Below are 15,771 nucleotides of genomic sequence, written 5' to 3' on the forward strand. Positions count from 1 at the left end.
GGGACGACCTTTGCGCTACCTGCACACCATGATCCGCGTCAGCGACCTCGAGGCCTCGCTGGACTTCTTCTGCAACAAAGTCGGCTTCGTCGAGACCCGACGCATGGACAACGAGAAGGGCCGTTTCACGCTGGTCTTTCTGGCCGCCTCCGAGGACGCCGAGAAGGCCAAGGAGCTGCGCTCGCCCGAGATCGAGCTGACCTACAACTGGGATCCGGAGGAGTACAGCGGCGGGCGCAACTTCGGCCACCTGGCCTACCGGGTGAAGGACATCTACGCGCTCTGCCAGAAGATGATGGACGCCGGCGTGACGATCCTGCGCCCGCCGCGCGACGGCCGCATGGCCTTCGTCCGTTCGCCGGACGGCATCTCGCTCGAGTTCCTCCAGGACGGCGAGGCGCTGGCGCCGGCCGAGCCCTGGGCCTCGATGCCGAACACCGGCAGCTGGTAGACGCTGCCGCGCCGGATCGGTGGACCGGCAGGCCATCGCCGACAGCCAGGCCGAGTCGACCGGCGAGATCATGGAGCGGATCCGCAGCCTGTCGAGCGACAGCCGGCGCGTCGCCGAGATTGTCGCGGGGCTCGACCAGGCGATGGCCGGGACCGACGGGGCGGCCAAGTCCCTTGCCGGCATCTCCTCCGAGCTGTCGGCCGGCTTCGGTGACCTGAGCGGCGAGATCGACGGCTTCCTGGCCGCGCTGCGGGCCTAGGGCCGAGTTCTACAGGGCGCTGCTCCGGCCGCCTCTTCCGAACGCCTCTTCCGACCGCCGCTGGAACCGGCGGCGGTGCCGGGGTTTTTCTGCAAGGGATGCCCCAGGCGCCGCCCCCTCCTCCTTGCTCCGCCGTAGGCAGCGCGCCCCACGGCGCGTAGCCGCTCGGGCTGGAGCAGGTACGGGCGTTCACGCCGCCCCTTGCCAGAGGAGAAGGCCGCCATGGCAAATTCCATCGAGACGCTCGTCCAGGACTATGGCTGGATCCACACCGCGATCGGCCTGATCGGCAACGCCGCCTTTTTCGCAGGCAGCATCCTGTTCCTTCCGCGATTCGAGCCGCTCAAGACCTGGGGCGTCTGGCTGTTCATCGTCGGCGCCGGACTCATGCTGGTCGGCTCCGCCGGCAACCTGATGGTCAAGGTCTACGAAGCCCGGCACAAGCGAGCGCAGGGCTGAGGCCGGCGACTTCCTGGCCGCGCTCCGGGCCCGAAGCCCGGGTCGTGCTGCTGCCCGCCGGTGATCCGTCAGTTCGTCAGCTGGCCCAGGACATCGTCGGCCAGCGCCTTGCGCTCGCGGCGCCGCCGGATCTGCCGCGTGTAGACCTCATCCGGGCGGAGCCGCCCGTCGTCGAGGACCTCGAAGGACCGGCTGGCGCCGATGACGATGTCCTCGGAGTCGTAGAGCGCCGCGATCTTGATCTCGACGCTGTCGATCCGGGCCGGGTCGAGGTCCGGATGCTCGTCGCCTTCGCTGGGGGCCGCGAGCTCGATGAGCTGGCGGATGCTGCCCAGGTCGATCATCTCCCCGGCGCCGAGCGGGCCCTGGCCGATGCGCTCTCGGTTGCTGGCAGCGGAGCTGTCGTCCTCGAGGCCGCGGCGGTCGGTTATGACCGACTGCCAGTGCCGCTCGCCGACGCCGACCCGTACGATCACTGCGGAGACGTAGACGACCTTCTCGCTCATGTTGGTGATCAGGCAGTGGCTCTCCCAGCCGGTGCCGGCGCCGCGGTTGACCAGGATCTTGGGGCGCTTCTGGTTGCGGTAGTTCGACAGCAGCAGCTCGAAATAGAACAGCCAGACCAGCAGCATGCCGACGTTGACCAGCAGGTTGAGAGGATCCGTGTGATCGGCCAGCCAGCTCAGCATCGCCTTCTCCGGTCGTCGGGGGTGGCCACCGCCTGCGGTGGGCGTCCAGGGGTTCGGCGCCTCGGCAACGCAGCCGCCTCCACGCCCGTTCCCCCTAGCCGCCCCTTGGCCAGCCGGCGTCCTTGGCCGCGAGGACGCCAGCGGCTATCCTGGCCGCCATGCAGTTCCGCACCGACAGCCTCCGCCTGGCATCGCCCGCCTCCGCGCCCCGGCGTCCGCCGCGCACGCGGCAGGCCGAGCTACTGATCCTCTGCGCGCGCATCGGCTACAACCCCTAGCGGCGTCGCGACGGCCCCAGCCCGCTCGTCACGCCACGAAAGGATCTCCCGATGCCGACCCCGAACGGCGGAACGCCCGCCCGCGACATGCCCACCCGCGACAAGCCCGCCCGCAACACGACCGCCTGGTGGCGCGAAGCCGACCGCAAGCACCAGCTCAGCCCCTTCACCGACTACAAGCAGCTCAAGGGATCCGAGGCCGGCGCCCGGATCATCACCCGGGCCGAGGGCGTCTGGCTGAACGACTCCGAGGGCGCGCGCCTGCTCGACGGCATGGCCGGCCTGTGGTGCGTCAACGTCGGCTATGGCCGCAAGGAGCTCGCCGAGGCGGCCTACGAGCAGATGCTGGAGCTGCCCTACTACAACACCTTCTTCAAGACGGCGACGCCGCCGCCGGTCGAGCTGGCCGAAAAGCTGGCCGAGATCACGCCCGCCGGCCTCGACATGGTGTTCTACGGTTCCTCCGGCTCGGAATCGAACGACACCGTGGTGCGGCTCGCGCGCTTCTACTGGAAGCTGCGCGGCAAGCCCGAGAAGCAGCAGTTCGTCAGCCGCACCTACGCCTACCACGGCTCGACCATGGCCTCGGCCTCGCTCGGCGGCATGACGCCGATGCAGGAGGGCTTCGGCCTGCCGCTGCCCGGCTTCCACCACGTCGACCCGCCCTACTGGTACGACTTCGGCGACGGCCTGGACCCCGAGGAGTTCGGCCGGCGCGCTGCCAAGCAAGTCGAGGACAAGATCCTGGAGATCGGCGCCGACAAGGTGGCGGCCTTCATCGGCGAGCCGATCCAGGGCGCCGGCGGCGTCATCATCCCACCCGACAGCTACTGGCCCGAGGTCCAGCGGATCTGCCGCAAGCACGAGGTACTGCTGGTCGCCGACGAGGTCATCACCGGCTTCGGCCGGACCGGCCACCTGTTCGCCAGCGAGCACTTCGGCATCGAGCCGGACATGATGACCCTGGCGAAGGGCATCACCTCCGGCTACATCCCGCTCTCCGCCGTCATGGTCAGCGGCGCGATCGGGCGGACGCTGGCCGAGGAGGGCGGCGAGTTCTTCCACGGCTACACCTATTCCGGCCACCCGACGGCCTGCGCCGTGGCGCTCGCCAACATCGCCATCATCGAGCGCGAGGATCTGGTCCGGAAGGTGCGCGAGGAGACCGGCCCGCACCTGGCGAAGCGCCTGGCCGAGCTGGCCGACCACCCGATCGTCGGCGAGGTCCGCTCGCTCGGCCTGATCGGCGCCGTCGAGCTGGTCGCCGACAAGAAGACCCACGCCCGCTTCCCCGGCGGCCGTGCCGGCGGCCTCTGCCGCGACCACTGCTTCGCCAACGACGTGGTGCTGCGCGCGGTGCGCGACAGCATGGTCATGGCGCCGCCGCTGACGATCTCGAAGGAGGAGATCGACGAGCTGGTTTCCCGCCTCAGGACTTGCCTGGACCTGACGGCGAAGGATCTCGGCGCGGGCTGAGAGCGGGCCGCAGAGGTTCGCCCGTCGACGTCGGTCGTCATCCCGGAAGCCGCTTTGCCCGAGATCCTGGGCCCCGCGACAGCGGGGCTCGGATTTCGTCGGCAAAGCGAGCTATCCGGGATCCAGCGGGCCCAAACGTTCGTGCCGCTGGATCCCGGGTCGCAAGGCTCGCAAAACCGAAAGCCTTGCCAGGCTTTCGGGCTCGCCTAGCGCCCGGGATGACGGGTAAAAGGTGCGTCCGCTGGCGCCGACCTCAGGCCGGCATCGGCGCGACCGCCCCGCAGACCTCCTCCAGGATCGCCAGCATCTCGTCGACCTCCTCGCGACCGACGTTGAGCGCCGGCATGAAGCGCAGGCACTCGGGACGCGGCGCGTTGATCAGCAGGCCGGCCTCGCGTGCCGCCTCGACCAGCGCCGGGCCGACCGGCCGGCCGAGCTCGAGGGCGAGCAGCAGGCCGCGCCCGCGCACGGCGCCGAAGCCGTTCTTGGCGGAGAGGCGCTGCAGGCCCTCGGTCAGGTAGGCGCCGGTCGCCACGACCCCTTCCAGGAAGCCCGGCGCCGTCACCGTCTTCAGCACCGCCAGGCCGGCCGCGGTCATCAGCGGATTGCCGTTGAAGGTGCCACCCTGGTCGCCGGCCTCGAAGCAACAGACCGCCTCGCGCGCCAGCAGCGCGGCCAGTGGCACGCCGCCGCCCAGGCCCTTGCCGAGGGTCAGGATGTCGGGGTGGAATCCCAGGTGCTGATAGTGGAACAGCCGGCCGGTCCGGCCCATGCCGGTCTGGATCTCGTCGAGGATCAGCAGCATGCCCTTCGCCTCGGTCAGCGCCCGCAGATCCTTCAAGAAATCGTCGCCGGCCGGGATCACGCCGGCCTCGCCCTGGATCGGCTCGAGCAGGACGGCCGCCGTGCGCTCGCCGATCGCCGCCTCGACCGCCGCCAGGTCGCCGAGCGGCACCTTGGGGAAGCCGGGCACCTTCGGCTCGAAGAGCGCGGCCCAGGCGGCCTTGCCGGAGGCCGACATGGTCGCGAGGGTGCGGCCGTGGAAGCCCTGGTCGAAGGTGACGATCTCATGGGCGCCGCCGCGGTGGACCTGGCCCCACTTGCGCGCGAGCTTGATCGCGCCCTCGTTGGCCTCGGCGCCGGAGTTGGCGAAGAAGCTGCGCTCCAGGCCGCTCGCCGCGCGCAAGGCCGCTGCGAGCCGCACCATCGGCTCGTTGTAGAAGGCCGGGCTGCAGTTGATCAGGCGCGGCGCCTGCTCGGCGAGCGCGCGGACCAGCGGCTCCGGGCTGTGGCCGAGGCAGTTGACCGCCCAGCCCTGGACGAAGTCGAGGTAGCGGCGCCCGGCCTCGTCGAACAGCCAGGAGCCCTCGCCGCGCAGGAAGACCGTGGCGGGCCGGTGGGTGATGGTCATCAGGGCATCGAAGGCAGCAGTCATCGTACTGGTCCTCTCCGGTTGGGCCGCCGAAGAGGAACGAACGCGCAAGAAGCCATGCCGCCGGCCTTCCTCGGCGGCAGGTGCTGGCTCTCCTGAACGGGAAAAGCGAGTGGCCCGCGCGCCCCTAGGGGACGCGACGTCGCAGCTGACGGGTCTGGCGGCTCTCGCTCATGGCGCGGGACGGTAGCCGAGCGGCCGGCGAAAGCAAGCGGATTTGCCGGCGCGCAGCCGGGCTCGGCAAGCACCTCGGCTTGACCGCCGCCCGTGCCGCCCCAATGGTTGAGCGGTAACCCAGGGAGCCTCGCCTCATGACCTCGATCACCCTCGCAACGACCCAGATGCCCTGCGACTGGGATACCGAGGCAAACTTGGCGCGCGCCGAGGCGCTGGTGCGCGAGGCGGCGGGCCGCGGCGCGAACGTGGTCCTGCTGCAGGAGCTGTTCGAGACGCCCTATTTCTGCCCGGACCAGAAGGAGGCGCTCTTCGCCCTCGCCCGGCCCTTCGAGGGGCATCCGGTCGTGGCCCGCTTCGCCGAGCTGGCGAAGGAGCTCGGCGTCGTGCTGCCGATCTCCTTCTTCGAGCGCGCCAACAACGCCCACTACAACTCGATCGCCATCGCCGACGCCGACGGCCGGGTGCTCGGCCTCTACCGCAAGAGCCACATCCCCGACGGCCCCGGCTACCAGGAGAAGTACTACTTCAATCCCGGCGACACCGGCTTCCGGGTCTGGGACACCCGTTTCGGCCGCCTGGGCGTCGGCATCTGCTGGGACCAGTGGTTCCCCGAGTGCGCCCGCGCCATGGCGCTGATGGGCGCCGAGGTCCTATTCTACCCGACCGCCATCGGCATCGAGCCGCAGGACCCGACCATCGATTCCATCGGCCACTGGCAGCGCACCATGCAGGGCCACGCCGCCGCCAACATGCTGCCGCTGGTCGCCTCCAACCGCGTCGGCAGCGAGCCCAACGAGGCGGCGACCATGACCTTCTACGGCGGCTCATTCATCGCCGACGAGCTCGGTGCCAAGCTGGCCGAGGCCTCGAACGACCGCCAGGAGGTCCTGCTCGCCACCGTCGACCTGGAGCGGATTCGCGCGCGCCGCGCCTCCTGGGGCTTCTTCCGCGACCGCCGGCCCGACCTCTACCGGCCGCTGCTGACGCTCGACGGCGAGACTGACGCACCCGGCGCCGGCTCGCGGTAGAGGTCGGTCGAGAGGTACTTGAGGCCACTGTCGCAGAGCAGGGTCACCACCGTCGCGGTCTCCGAAACCAAGTAATCGCGATGGGCGTTTCAGTATTTCTTCCATATCCACGACGAACTTTCGGGCCGCCGGAACCGGCTGCCCAAAACCGGCGTTTCAGCTAGGGTTGGTTGACACCTCAGCGTCATCCTCCCATATCTTGTGGGCACGCGACCTCGACTGCCGGGGCCGCGGAGTTTCTCCATGACCCGGTCCGGGCGGGGCCGGGTAGCCTTTGCCACGCTTGAGCTTCGGCTTGCGGCACCAACCGGTGCGGCACCAACCGGTACAGGGGATGACAGGACGCGATGTGCGGAATCGTCGGTGAGATCCGCTTCGACGGCCGTCCGGCCTCGGCGGCGCTGGTTCAGGAAATGGCGCGCGCCATGCAGACCCGCGGCCCCGATTCCGAGGGGCTGTTCGTGCAGAACGCCCTGGCGGTCGGCCACCGCCGCCTCAAGATCATCGACCACTCGGAGGCGGCGCAGCAGCCGATGATCGACGCCGAGCTGGGTCTCGGCATCGTCTACAACGGCGCGATCTACAACTACCCGGAGCTGCGCGCCGAACTCGAGGCCAAGGGCCACCGCTTCTTCTCCCACGGCGACACGGAGGTCATCCTCAAGGCCTACCGGCAGTGGGGCGAGGCCTGCGTCGAGCGCTTCAACGGCATGTTCGCCTTCGCGCTCTGGGAGCGCGACAGCGGCAAGCTGTTCCTGGCCCGCGACCGCCTCGGCATCAAGCCGCTCTATCTGGCAGAAGTTCCGGGCGGCCTGCGCTTCGGCTCGTCGCTGCCGGCCGTCGCGCGCGGCGAGGCGGTCGACCGCTCGATCGACCCGGTCGCCCTGCACCACTACATGTCGTTCCACGCCGTCGTGCCGCCGCCGCACACGATCCTCAAGGGCGTGCGCAAGCTGCCCCCGGGCCACACCCTGACCGTTCTGCCGGACGGCCGCATGGAGCAGCGCCGTTACTGGCAGCTGACCATGGGCCCGCGCGAGGAGGCCGACCTCACGCGGGGCGAGGACGAGTGGGTCGAGCGCGTGCTCGAGAGCCTGCGCGCCTCGGTGCGCCGGCGCCTGGTCGCGGACACGCCGGTCGGCGTCCTGCTGTCGGGCGGCGTCGATTCCAGCCTGGTCGTCGGCCTCCTGAGCGAGGCCGGGCAGACCGGCCTGAAGACCTTCTCGGTCGGCTTCGAGAGCGCCGGCGGCGAGGCCGGCGACGAGTTCAAGTACTCCGACCTGATCGCCGAGCGCTTCGCCACCGACCACACGCGCATCCGCGTCGACAGCCGCGAGCGCCTGCTGCCGAACCTCGACGACTGCATCCGCGCCATGTCGGAGCCGATGGTCAGCCACGACAACATCGGCTTCTACCTGCTGAGCGAGGAGGTCTCGAAGCATGTCCGGGTCGTGCAGTCGGGCCAGGGCGCCGACGAGATCTTCGCCGGCTACCACTGGTACCCGCCGCTGCTCGAGGCGACCGACGCCGAGGCCGCCGAGGCCTACGCCCGCGTCTTCGCCGACCGCGACCACGCCGACTACGCCGCCGCGGTCGAGGACGCCTACCTGGGCGAGGACCACAGCCGGGCCTTCGTGCGCCGCCACTTCGAAGCGCTGAACGGCGCCCGTCCGGTCGACAAGGCGCTGCACCTCGACACCACGGTGATGTTGACCGACGACCCCGTGAAGCGGGTCGACAACATGACCATGGCCTGGGGCCTGGAGGCCCGGGTCCCCTTCCTCGACCACGAGCTGGTCGAGCTGGCCGCGCGGATCCCGGCCGAGCACAAGGTCGCCGGCGACGGCAAGCACGTGCTCAAGCAGGCGGCCCGCAAGGTCGTCCCCGCTGGCGTCATCGACCGGCCGAAGGGCTATTTCCCGGTACCGGCGCTCAAGTACCTCGACGGGCCGGTGCTCGACCGCGTGCGCGACACCCTGGACAGCGCCCGCTCGCGCGAGCGCGGACTGTTCCGCCGCGACTACGTCGAGCGCCTGCTGCAGGCGCCGAGCGACCACATCACGCCGCTCGGCGGCTCCAAGCTCTGGCAGGTCGCCCTGCTGGAGAGCTGGCTGCAGGTCCACGGCTTTTGAGCGCCGGGGCGCCACGGCCCGCCCGGGATTCCTGTGGCCCGGCGGGAGGGCGCGAGCGACGGAGGAGAGATCCATCATGTTCGCCACAGCATCCGAAGCCGGACTCTCGGCCGAGGCCGGCGCCGTGAAGCAGGAGGTCGCGCTGGACTGCGGCTGGGGCCGCCTGCTGTTCGGCCAGACCTTCGACGACAACGGCAGGCTCCTCGAGGCGCTGCTTCGCGAGCGCGAGGGCTGCCGCGACATCGCCTTCTATGTGGCCGAGCCGCACGTGGTCCAGTCCCTGGCGCCGCAGCAGGTTTTCCTCGACCCCTCCCACGCCTTCCGCCTGGACCTTTCGCGGCTGGTGCCGGGCTCCTTGCCTCCGCGCTACACCGTCGCGCCGCTGGAGAGCGAGTCGGACGCCGAGGGCGTCGGCCGCTGCTATGCCAAGGCGGGCATGGTGCGCCTGCCCGACGGCTTCCTCCTGAACAAGCGGAGCGACCCGCGCTTCCTGCACCTGGTCGCCCGCGATGCCGGTAGCGGCGAGGTGATCGGTACCATCACCGGCATCGACCACGTCGAGACCTTCGGCGATCCCGAGCAGGGCGCCAGCCTGTGGTGCCTGGTGGTCGATCCGCAGGCTCCCTATCCCGGCATCGGCGAGGCCCTGGTGCGCGACCTGGCGCAGCGCTTCGCCGCGCGCGGCCGGCGCCAGCTCGACCTCTCCGTGCTCTACGACAACAGCCAGGCGATCGCGCTCTACGAGAAGCTCGGCTTCAAGCGTCTGCCGGTCTTCGCCATGAAGACCCGCAACCAGATCAACGAGACGCTCTTCGCCGGTCCCGAGCAACCGGACATCGCCCGCCTCAATCCCTATGCCCAGATCATCGTGGACGAGGCGCGGCGCCGCGGCATCCACGTCGAGGTGCTGGACGCCGAAGGCGGCTTCTTCCGCCTGATCCACGGCGGCCGCTCGATCGTCTGCCGCGAGGCGCTGAGCGAGCTGACCAACGCCGTCGCCATGAGCCGCTGCGACGACAAGGCGGTGACCTCCCGCCTGCTCACCGCCGCCGGGCTCAAGGTTCCGACGCAGCGGCGCGCCGGAACGCAGGAGGAGAACCTGGCCTTCCTGGAGGAGCACCGGCGCCTCGTGGTCAAGCCGCTGCGCGGCGAGCAGGGTCGCGGCGTCTTCGTCGACCTCACCACCATCGACGAGGTCGAGCGGGCGATCGAGGAGGCCAAGCGCTACAGCGAACAGGTGCTGCTGGAGGAGTACGTGACCGGCGAGGACCTGCGCATCATCGTCATCGACTACAAGGTCGTGGCGGCGGCGATCCGCCGGCCGGCCGAGGTCACCGGCACCGGGCGCCACACGATCCGCGAGCTGATCGAGTCGCAGTCGCGCCGGCGCGCCGCGGCGACCGGCGGCGAGAGCCGGATTCCGATCGACGCCGAGACGCGGCGCTGCGTCGAGTCCGTGCGCCACAGCCTGGACGACGTGCTCGAGGAAGGCCGGACCCTGGCGGTGCGCAAGACCGCCAACCTGCACACCGGCGGCACGATCCACGACGTCACCGACCGGCTGCACCCGAGCCTGCGCTCGGCCGCCGAGGAGGCGGCACGGGCACTCGGCATCCCCGTCGTCGGCCTGGATTTCCTGGTGCCCTCGGCAGAGCAGCCGAAATACGCTATCGTCGAGGCCAACGAGCGCCCGGGCCTCGCCAACCACGAGCCGGCGCCGACCGCGGAGCGCTTCGTCGACCTGCTGTTCCCCCAGACCGCAGCCTGAGCGTCGCAGGGAGAGCCGAGCGCGAGCCGGCCGGCTCGGCGCCCGCCGGGCCGGCGCCCGACGAACAGTCGCCCGAAGGAGGGGCCATGTCCACACAGAACGCGACCAGCGCGCGACCGCTGCCGAAGGCGCTGTCGATCGACCTCGACTACCTCAAGCGCGTCATGCTGCGCCTGCTCCAGCACCACAGCCCGACCGGCTATACCGACCAGGTGGTCCACGTCGTCTGCGAGGAGCTGACCGCGCTCGGCGTCGAGCACGAGCTGACCCGGCGCGGCGCGATCCGCGCCAGCCTGCAGGGCAGCCGCCGCGCGCCCGACCGGGCCGTGGTCGCGCACCTGGACACGATCGGCGCCATGGTCACCGCCCTGAAGCCGAACGGCCGGCTGTCGGTCACGCCGATCGGCACCTGGTCGCCGCGCTTCGCCGAGGGCGCGGAGGTGACGGTGCTGACCGAGCTCGGCTCGCGCAGCGGCACGATCCTGCCGCTCAAGGCATCGGGCCACACCTTCGACAGCGAGGTCGACAGCCAGCCGGTCACCTGGGACAACGTCGAGCTGCGCGTCGACGAGCTGGTCTACGACCGTGCCGGCCTGGAGCGGATGGGCATCGCGGTCGGCGACTTCGTCGGCATCGACACCAACGCGACGATCACCGACTCCGGCTTCGTCAAGAGCCGCCACCTGGACGACAAGGCCGGCGTCGCGACCCTGCTGACGGCGATCAAGGCGATCGTCGAGGGCGGCGTGCATTTGCCGGTCGACTGCCACCCGCTGTTCACCATCTCCGAGGAGGTCGGCGTCGGCGCCTCGGGCGTGCTCCACCAGGACGTCGCCGAGCTGGTCGCCATCGACACCGCGCCGCAGGCGCCGGGCCAGGAGTCGATCGAGACCAGCGTGACGATCGGCATGAAGGACTCCACCGGGCCCTTCGACTGGCACCTCAACCGGCTGCTGGTGAGCCTGGCCCGGGAGAACGAGATCGCCCACGTGCGCGACGTCTTCCGCTACTACAGCTGCGACGCCGCGGCGGCCCTGGAGGCCGGCAACGACATCCGCACGGCGGTGATCTGCTTCGGCACCGACGCAACCCACGGCTACGAGCGCACCCATCTGTCGTCGCTCGAGGGGCTCGCCAAGCTGCTGACCGCCTACATGCAGTCCTTCCCGGCCGTCGAGCGCGACACCCAGCAGCTCGGCCCGGCCCGCGGCTTCACGCATCAGCCGGAGGAGGAGGCGGACTTCCACGCCTTCCAGCGTCCGGAGCACGCCGCCGAGTAGAGGCGGCTGCAGGGGGCTCGCCGGGCGCGCTAGAGTGGCGCCTGTGCCACCCCTGTTGCAGCCGGCCAGGATGGACGCTTCATGGACCCGAACAGACGCCGTCTCCCGCGGATCCTGACCGTCGCGGCGCTCGTCGCGCTGGCCGTCGGCCTCTTCCTGTGGCTGGCGCTGCAGCAGCAGCGGCTGTCCGAGCGGCAGGAGCTGCTCAACGCCACCCTCGTCGCCCAGCAGGCCCAGCTCACGAACCTGGCGACCGACCTGGCCGACCGCCAGGACGCAGCGGCCGCCGGCATCACGCCCTCGCCCCCGCCCGCCGAGGACCGCAGCCCGGCACGCGCGGAGCTGCCGGAGGAGCAGGAGTCCGAGGCGTTCGCGCTCGGCGTTCTGCAGATCGCCCTCGACGCCATCGCCCGGCGCGACGCGGCCCGGCAGCGCGCCCTGATCGGCTACCTGGCCGCCCTGCCCGAGAGCGCCTTCCGCAGCCAGATGCTGGGCATGCTGCGCGACGAGGCCGACGACCCCCTGGCCGCCAAGGCCGCCGCCGCGGCCATCGCGGCGCCGGACGAGGAGGCCGACCCGCTGCCGGCCGGCGCGGCCGAGAGGCTGCGTTTCGGCCTGGTCGAGCCCGGCCGCCCCGAAGGCTGGGACTACGACCTTCTGGTCTGCCCGCATACCCTGGAGGGGCGCGACCCCTATCTCGAAGGCGAGGTCGACCGCCTGCTCGACAGCCTGCGCAAGAACGACCGCGGCCATGGCCGCATCCGGCTGCTGCCGCTCGGCGGCGCCCTGGCGGACCGCGACCCTGAGCTCGGCGAGCCCGGCCTGCACCTGCTGGTCGACCGGGATCGCCCGGAGGAGCTGCGGCACGGCGCGCAGCTGGCCCGGCGCCTCACCTTCGACGGCTACGATTTCCGGGTCCGCCCGGCGCTCGGAACGCCGACGCCCTGGCAGATCACCCTGAGCTACTGCCCGGCGTAGCCTCTTCCGGGGCCGGCGCCGCCTCCTCGTCGGCGCGCGGGTCGAGCTCGCTGGCGACCGGCGTCGCCGCCGTCGAGGCGACCGCGACGAAGGCACCCTGCTCGGCGTTCGGCAGCGACTGGCGGCGACTCATGCGCCAGAGCACGAAGCCGAAGATCGCCGCGCAGGCGCCGCCCAGGAAGTCGAACAGCCGGTCCGGGCCGAAGCGCCCCATGACGAAGCCGCCGACGAAGGGTCCGGCGGCGGCGCCGATGCCGTAGAGCGTGAGCAGGCTGCTGGCCGCGCCGACCGTGTCGCTGCTGTCGATGTAGTCGTTGGCGTGGGCGACGCAGAGCGCGTAGATCGGGCCGGTCAGGCCGCCGAACAGGAAGCCGGCGATCAGGAGCGACTGCAGGCTGCCGCTCGCGACGTGGGCGAGCGCGAAGGCGGCAGCGGCGGCGCCGAGGCAGGTCGCGGCGGTCACGCTGCGCCGGTCGAGCCAGTCGGAGAGGGCGCCGATCGGCCACTGGATCACCGCGGCGCCCAGGATCGAGACGGTCATGAAGAGCGCGACCTGCTCCTCGTTCAGGCCCTGGCGCTGCGCGTAGACGGCGCCCAGGCCGTAGAAGCCGGCGATGACCAGGCCGGCGACGAAGGCGCCGACGGCACCGAGCGGCGAGATCCGGTAGAGCCGATCGAGGCCCATGCGCTCGACCGTGAGCGTCGGCGGGTTCTCGATCTTGCTGACCGACAGCGGGATCAGCGAGGCCGAGATCAGGATCGAGACCAGCACGAAGAGCTCGAAGGATTCCGGCCGCGCCACGGTCAAGAACAGTTGGCTGCCGCCGTAGGCGACCAGGCTGACCAGGGTGTAGAGCGACAGGATGCGACCGCGGCTGGCGGTCGTCGCGATCGCGTTCAACCACGCCTCCGAGACCATGAAGGTGCCGGCCAGGGCGGCGCCGGTCAGCACGCGCAGCCCGACCCACGACCAGGGGTCGACGGCGATGGCGTGCAGCACGGTCGCGATGGAGGCGACCGAGGCGAAGGCGGCGAAGGTGCGGATGTGGCCGACCCGGCGCACGAACCAGGGACCCGACAGCGTGCCGAAGACGAAGCCGACGTAGAAGGCCGACTGGACCAGGCCGATGGCGAAGTCGGGAAAGCCCTCGAAGCCCGCGCGCACGCCGAGCAGCGAGGTCTGCAGGCCGTGGCCCATGATCATGAAGGCGATGCCGGACAGCAGCACGAACAGCATTTCGGCCGCTCCCCTGGTCGGAGGTGGGATCGGGCGTCGGCGGCGGGCGGCGCCGACGTCGGCGCCGGAAAGTCAGGCGGGCTGCCTCAGTGCAGCTCGATCCAGATCGTCTTGAGCTCGGAGTACTTGTCGAGCGCGTGCAGCGACTTGTCGCGCCCGAAGCCGGACTGCTTGTAGCCGCCGAAGGGCGTGGTGATGTCGCCGCCGTCGAAGCAGTTGACCCAGACCGAGCCGGCGCGCAGCTTCTTGGCGGCGGTCATGGCCTTGTTGATGTCGCGGGTCCAGATCGCCGCGGCCAGGCCGTAGATCGTGTCGTTGCCGATCTTCACCGCCTCCTCGAGGTCGTCGAAGGTCAGCACCGAGAGCACCGGCCCGAAGATCTCCTCCTGGGCGATGCGCATCCGGTTCTCGACACCGTCGAAGATCGTCGGCTCGATGTAGAAGCCGCCGCTGTCGGCGCGCGCGCGCTGGCCGCCGAGCAGCAGCTTGGCGCCCTCCTCGCTGCCCAGGCCGATGTAGGACAGCACCTTCTCGAGCTGGTCCTGGTCGACGATCGCGCCCATCTGGGTCGCCGGGTCGAGGGGATCGCCGAACTTCATGCTGCGGCCGACCTCGATCACCTTCTCGAGCAGCTGGTCCTTGATCGAGCGCTCGACGAGCAGGCGCGAGCCGGCATTGCAGACCTCGCCCTGGTTGAAGAAGATGCCCCAGGCGGCGGCCGTCGCCGCGGCGTCGAGGTCGTGGGTGTCGGCCAGCACGATGTGCGGGGTCTTGCCGCCGCACTCCAGCGCGACGCGCTTCATGTTGCTCTCGCCCGACATGCGCAGCAGCAGCTTGCCGACCTCGCCGGAGCCGGTGAAGGCGATGCCGTCGACGTCCATGTGGCGGCCGAGCGCCTCGCCGGCCTCCGGCCCGAAGCCCGGCACGACCTGGAACACGCCCTCGGGGATGCCGGCCTCGAGCGCCAGCTCGGCGAGGCGGATCGCGGTCAGGGAGGACTGCTCGGCCGGCTTGACGATCAGGCTGTTGCCGGTCGCCAGCGCCGGGCCGATCTTCCAGGCCGCCATGATCATCGGGAAGTTCCAGGGCACGATCGCCGCGACCACGCCCATCGGCTCGCGCCGGATCATCGCCACCACGTTGCCGGCGGTCGGCGCGACCTCGTCGTAGACCTTGTCGATCGCCTCGGCGTACCAGCGGATCACGTTGACCGTCGCCGGCACGTCGATGCGCGTCGAATCCCCGATCGGCTTGCCCATGTCGAGGGTCTCGAGCAGCGCCAGCTCGGTGGCGTTGGCCTCGATCCGCTCGGCGAAGCGCAGCATCGTGCGCTTGCGCTGGGCCGGCGCCAGGCCCGACCAGCGGCCGTCGTCGAAGGCGACGCGCGCCGCCTTGACGGCCCGGTCGACGTCCTCCTTGCCGCAGCGCGCGATCTTCGTCAGCACCCGCCCGTCGACCGGGCTGATGCAGTCGAAGGTCCGGCCGTCGGCCGCGCCGACGTAGCGCCCGCCGATGAACGCCTGGTTGCGGAAGTTCAGGCCGGCGGCCTGGTTGCGGATGGCGTCGAGGGACAGCGCGGCGGACATGACGGGCCTCGTTCCAGAAAAGGGCGCGCTCTTGCACGGGGATCGGGCGACGATATAGGTCGCCACGGGACGCCCGCAAGCGCCGGCTTGTCAAGGTTTGGCGACGGCCCTATCTCTGCCCCCGCCACGCCCCGCGCGCCGAACTGCCGGACTTCCGCCCATGGACCTGACGACCCTGATCGGCCTCGCCGCCGGCGCCTGCACGACGCTGGCCTTTCTGCCGCAGGCGCTCAAGGCCTGGCGCACGCGCTCGACGCGCGACATCTCGCTCTCGATGTTCCTGGTGCTGGTCACGGGCGTCGCGCTGTGGCTCGCCTACGGCCTGCTGCTCGGCGACCTGCCGCTGATCGCCGCCAACGGCGTCACCCTGCTGCTCGCCGGCTCGATCCTGCTGCTGAAGCTGCGCCACGGCTAGGCTTGCAGGGCCGCGGGCGCCTGCCTATCGTCAGGCGACGCCGCCAGGCGCGCCGGGTTAGCACAGGGGTAGTGCAGCGGTTTTGTAAACCGAAGGTCGGGGGTTCAAATCCCTCACCCGGCACCA

At 70.8% G+C, this 15,771-nt stretch carries 14 protein-coding genes and 1 tRNA gene; 11 read left to right on the top strand and 4 right to left on the bottom strand.

The genetic code is table 11. From position 1 onward, the window contains the following. Nucleotides 1–10 precede the first annotated feature (10 nt). The 3 genes from WD341_RS13330 to WD341_RS13340 all read left to right on the top strand — a co-directional run bounded on the left by WD341_RS13330 (nt 11) and on the right by WD341_RS13340 (nt 1,169). Nucleotides 11–451, top strand: coding sequence for a VOC family protein (locus WD341_RS13330; protein WP_368425956.1), 441 nt, complete (start codon nt 11–13; stop codon nt 449–451). A gap of 19 nt (nt 452–470) precedes the next feature. Beyond that, entirely contained in the window at nt 471–710 is a 240-nt protein-coding gene (locus tag WD341_RS13335; protein WP_368425957.1) for a hypothetical protein, read from the top strand. Nucleotides 711–932: 222 nt separating this feature from the next. After that, nucleotides 933–1,169 carry a YrhK family protein gene (locus tag WD341_RS13340; protein WP_368425958.1) on the top strand — a complete coding sequence of 79 codons (237 nt, stop codon included), beginning with the start codon at nt 933–935 and terminating at the stop codon, nt 1,167–1,169. 68 nt (nt 1,170–1,237) lie between these two features. On the opposite strand, the gene WD341_RS13345 is transcribed toward WD341_RS13340, so the two are convergent. Next, complete coding sequence (locus tag WD341_RS13345; protein WP_368425959.1) at nt 1,238–1,858, bottom strand: hypothetical protein; 621 nt, start codon at nt 1,856–1,858, stop codon at nt 1,238–1,240. A 365-nt stretch (nt 1,859–2,223) separates the two neighbouring features. Between WD341_RS13345 and WD341_RS13350 the strand changes: the two genes are divergently transcribed. Beyond that, nucleotides 2,224–3,612, top strand: coding sequence for an aspartate aminotransferase family protein (locus WD341_RS13350; protein WP_368425969.1), 1,389 nt, complete (start codon nt 2,224–2,226; stop codon nt 3,610–3,612). Nucleotides 3,613–3,865: 253 nt separating this feature from the next. On the opposite strand, the gene WD341_RS13355 is transcribed toward WD341_RS13350, so the two are convergent. Further along, complete coding sequence (locus WD341_RS13355; RefSeq protein ID WP_368425960.1) at nt 3,866–5,047, bottom strand: acetylornithine transaminase; 1,182 nt, start codon at nt 5,045–5,047, stop codon at nt 3,866–3,868. A gap of 308 nt (nt 5,048–5,355) precedes the next feature. On the opposite strand from WD341_RS13355, the gene aguB reads away from it, so the two are divergent. From aguB to WD341_RS13380, 5 genes are all read left to right on the top strand, one after another. After that, nucleotides 5,356–6,249 (top strand): N-carbamoylputrescine amidase, encoded by an 894-nt coding sequence (aguB, locus tag WD341_RS13360; protein WP_368425961.1) that lies wholly within the window; start codon nt 5,356–5,358, stop codon nt 6,247–6,249. A 347-nt stretch (nt 6,250–6,596) separates the two neighbouring features. Further along, entirely contained in the window at nt 6,597–8,381 is a 1,785-nt protein-coding gene (locus tag WD341_RS13365) for an N-acetylglutaminylglutamine amidotransferase (protein WP_368425962.1), read from the top strand. A 76-nt stretch (nt 8,382–8,457) separates the two neighbouring features. After that, the gene (gene ngg, locus WD341_RS13370; protein ID WP_368425963.1) at nt 8,458–10,149 is read left to right on the top strand and encodes an N-acetylglutaminylglutamine synthetase; all 1,692 of its coding nucleotides are present in this window, start codon (nt 8,458–8,460) and stop codon (nt 10,147–10,149) included. A gap of 86 nt (nt 10,150–10,235) precedes the next feature. Next, a complete protein-coding gene (locus tag WD341_RS13375; RefSeq protein ID WP_368425964.1) occupies nt 10,236–11,429 on the top strand; it encodes an osmoprotectant NAGGN system M42 family peptidase in 1,194 nt (397 codons plus the stop codon). Between the two features lie 81 nt (nt 11,430–11,510). Next, complete coding sequence (locus WD341_RS13380) at nt 11,511–12,407, top strand: hypothetical protein (protein WP_368425965.1); 897 nt, start codon at nt 11,511–11,513, stop codon at nt 12,405–12,407. Here the strand turns inward: WD341_RS13380 and WD341_RS13385 are convergent. Together WD341_RS13385 and WD341_RS13390 are read right to left on the bottom strand one after the other, a co-directional pair. Beyond that, the gene (locus tag WD341_RS13385) at nt 12,382–13,644 is read right to left on the bottom strand and encodes an MFS transporter (protein ID WP_368425966.1); all 1,263 of its coding nucleotides are present in this window, start codon (nt 13,642–13,644) and stop codon (nt 12,382–12,384) included. The genes WD341_RS13380 and WD341_RS13385 overlap by 26 nt on opposite strands. Nucleotides 13,645–13,730: 86 nt before the next feature. After that, entirely contained in the window at nt 13,731–15,230 is a 1,500-nt protein-coding gene (locus WD341_RS13390; RefSeq protein ID WP_368425967.1) for an aldehyde dehydrogenase, read from the bottom strand. Nucleotides 15,231–15,390: 160 nt separating this feature from the next. On the opposite strand from WD341_RS13390, the gene WD341_RS13395 reads away from it, so the two are divergent. Together WD341_RS13395 and WD341_RS13400 are read left to right on the top strand one after the other, a co-directional pair. After that, nucleotides 15,391–15,645, top strand: coding sequence for a SemiSWEET transporter (locus tag WD341_RS13395; RefSeq protein ID WP_368425968.1), 255 nt, complete (start codon nt 15,391–15,393; stop codon nt 15,643–15,645). 51 nt (nt 15,646–15,696) lie between these two features. After that, a tRNA-Thr gene (locus WD341_RS13400) sits at nt 15,697–15,771 on the top strand.

The sequence above is a fragment of the Tistlia sp. genome (genome assembly GCF_040905785.1).
GTDB lineage: Bacteria > Pseudomonadota > Alphaproteobacteria > Kiloniellales > DSM-21159 > Tistlia.